At 21.8% G+C, this 2739-nt stretch carries 3 protein-coding genes; 1 reads left to right on the top strand and 2 read right to left on the bottom strand.

The annotated features are described in order from the left end of the window. Positions 1-183 precede the first annotated feature (183 nt). Positions 184-669: a hypothetical protein gene (locus tag BGI41_RS07635; RefSeq protein WP_088540103.1), complete on the top strand. Its 486-nt coding sequence runs from the start codon at positions 184-186 to the stop codon at positions 667-669. Between the two features lie 249 nt (positions 670-918). Here BGI41_RS07635 and moaA read toward each other — a convergent pair whose 3' ends face one another. Continuing rightward, positions 919-1857, bottom strand: a complete 939-nt coding sequence (gene moaA, locus BGI41_RS07630; protein WP_088540102.1) for a GTP 3',8-cyclase MoaA — start codon at positions 1855-1857, stop codon at positions 919-921. A gap of 8 nt (positions 1858-1865) precedes the next feature. Continuing rightward, the gene (mobB, locus tag BGI41_RS07625) at positions 1866-2570 is read right to left on the bottom strand and encodes a molybdopterin-guanine dinucleotide biosynthesis protein B (RefSeq protein WP_088540101.1); all 705 of its coding nucleotides are present in this window, start codon (positions 2568-2570) and stop codon (positions 1866-1868) included. Positions 2571-2739: the final 169 nt, after the last annotated feature.

Genomic DNA, 2739 nt, shown 5'->3' with positions numbered 1-2739 from the left:
AATATAAAATTAATTTTATTAAGATTAATTAATATTTTAAAAATAAGTATTTTAGATTATTTTTTAAGTTTAATCTCTTTATTAAATTTTATTAAAATTAATATTTTTAAAATCATGATGTGATATTATGAGAAAATCAAGTATTGTATTATTATTAATAATTATAATATTATTTTTATTTGTATGAGAAAATCAAGTATTGTATTATTATTAATAATTATAATATTATTTTTATTTGTAAGTACTGCTAATGTATTATTTTTAGCAGAAGATACAAGTGAAAGTATTCAGGAGCCAGGTGTAGATATGGCTGCTTTATGGTCATTATCTGATGGATTTAGATGGATTTATCCTGGAAGCTCAGTAAATGCTGAAGGTAGTACATTACATAATATTTTTTTATTCCAAAATAATGATCCATATGGCGATGCAAAGGATATTATTGAGTATACTTATCATGTAAGTCCAAATGTTTGTGTTGTAATAAATAATAATGCATCTGATAGAATTTTTGGTAGTGATATGATTGGTTCAATTAGAGAAAATAATTGGGGAGAAGGACAATCAAGAGGAAATGCAATTGATGAATCTTTATCTACTCATTCAATAAATTTTATAGGTGTTATTGAAAGTTTATTAACTGGAGATATGAAAATATTCCTAATTTAGGATTATTGCTTATATATTTTAAAAATTAGTTTTTATTATTTTTTTAATGTTTGTATTTTTAGTGTTTTTAAATTAGTTTTTTTTAAAATAAGTAGATTAAAATAATATTTATTAATTTAATTAATTATTAATATTTAAAATTTTATTTCTAGAATATTTTTTTTCTAAAGTCTATTAAAAGACTTTAGAATATTCTATTTTTTTAAAGTATTTGAAATATTTTTATTTTCTATTTTTAAATAATATTTTTTATTTGTTTTCTTTATTTTCAGAATAATATGGTTCTCTTTTCATTATACCTTCTATAAAGATTTTTTCTAATTCTTCATCAGATGCACCTTCTCTAATATATTTAATAATATTTGTTAAATTATCATTTCTGAGTAAACAAGGTTTAATTTCACCTGATGGAGTAATTCTAAGTCTTGAACAGTTTTCACAGAAGCAAGTATTATCCATTGGTTTTACAATTTCTATTTCTCCACCATCAATATAATATTTTCTTCTATCTTGCATAAATTTACGAGTTTTAACATCATCTGCTATTTTACTAAGTTTTTCTTCAAGTGAATCAATATTACAATGATATTTATCACTAAAGCTTTCATCGTCACAACTTTCACTTTTTAAAAGTTCAATTATTTGGAGAACAAGACCATTTTCACGGCAGAATTTAAACATTTCTTTTACTTCATTATCATTGATACCTTTCATTAATATCATATTAATTTTAACTGGATAAAGTCCAACTTCTACTGATTTAAGAATACCTCTTTTTGTTTGATCAAGGTAATCTTTTTTAGTTAAAAACTTGTAAGTATCATTATTTAATGTATCTAAACTAACATTAACTCTGTTAAGTCCTGCATCTTTTAAATCTTTACAATATTTTTCAAGAAAATTACCATTTGTTGTAATAGATATATCTTTAAATCCGATTTTATTAATACCATCAATAATTTCAACTATATCTTTTCTTATTAATGGTTCTCCACCAGATATTCTAATTTTTTTAACTCCAAGTTTTTTTGCAATTTCTGCAATTTTAATTATTTCATTAGGAGTCATTTCTTCATTAGATGGTAACATACCATCATGATGACAATATAAACATTTAATATTACATCTATTTGTAATAGAAATCCTTAATGAAATAATTGGCCTATCATATTTATCATGAATACTCATTAGACCACCTACTCTTTATTATTAATAAGAATTTCTATTTTATTAAAATCTTCAACACCATATTCTTCTGTTTTTAAAGATTTTAACATACCTAAAATAGTTTCTTTTAAAAATTTATTAACAAATTCATTTAAACCTATAACTTTTCCATCAATAGATAGTGTAACATCTGCTTGTTTATCATATTCATAATCTAAATCTCCTTGGATTATTGCTTTAGCAATAGTTTCACTATCTGTATATCCACAATCTTTAGTAAATAATGTTGGAAGAATATCATATGCAATATTTTCTATATTATCAACAAGTGATTTTACATCATTATCACTAAGATTTTTAGCATCTACAAGTTTCATACAATAATCATCAACAAGTTCTGGTGATGTTACAATTTTTGGATAATTATAGTTTTTAAATCCTTCAATTACTACAAAATCAGGTTCATCAATTAATTTTATTAAAAAAAGTAATCTTTCAAGAGGTATTGCACCATCAATGTTGAAAAAACTTTTTGTTCCTATTCCTATTGTAATATTTGAACCTGCTTGTTTATGTTTATAAGTATCAGTACCTTCATGATCCATTTCCATTTGATGATGGGAATGTTTTATACTAGCTACTTTATAGTTTCTGTTTTTAAGTTCTTTTATAATACGAACTGTTAATGAAGTTTTCCCACTATTTTTTTTACCTACCACAGATAAAATTCTCATAATTATTCCCTCAATATTATGATTTTTATTAAATTTCATTTATTTTATATTTTTTAAAATATATGAAAAAATATACACTATATAATAATATTATACTTTATATTAATAGTATTTTTATATTTAATTTTGATTTTTAGAAAAATATATTCATTTTTATATAATTTTAATT

Source organism: Methanobrevibacter sp. 87.7 (assembly GCF_002208625.1).
Taxonomy (GTDB): domain Archaea; phylum Methanobacteriota; class Methanobacteria; order Methanobacteriales; family Methanobacteriaceae; genus Methanarmilla.
This window is presented reverse-complemented; position numbering and strand designations above follow the sequence as displayed.

Bases quoted from the DNA above. Each gene is read 5' to 3' on its own strand.
- BGI41_RS07635 (WP_088540103.1), top strand. From the start codon at position 184: ATGAGAAAATCAAGTATTGTATTATTATTAATAATTATAATATTATTT.
- mobB (WP_088540101.1), bottom strand. From the start codon at position 2,570: ATGAGAATTTTATCTGTGGTAGGTAAAAAAAATAGTGGGAAAACTTCA.
- moaA (WP_088540102.1), bottom strand. From the start codon at position 1,857: ATGAGTATTCATGATAAATATGATAGGCCAATTATTTCATTAAGGATT.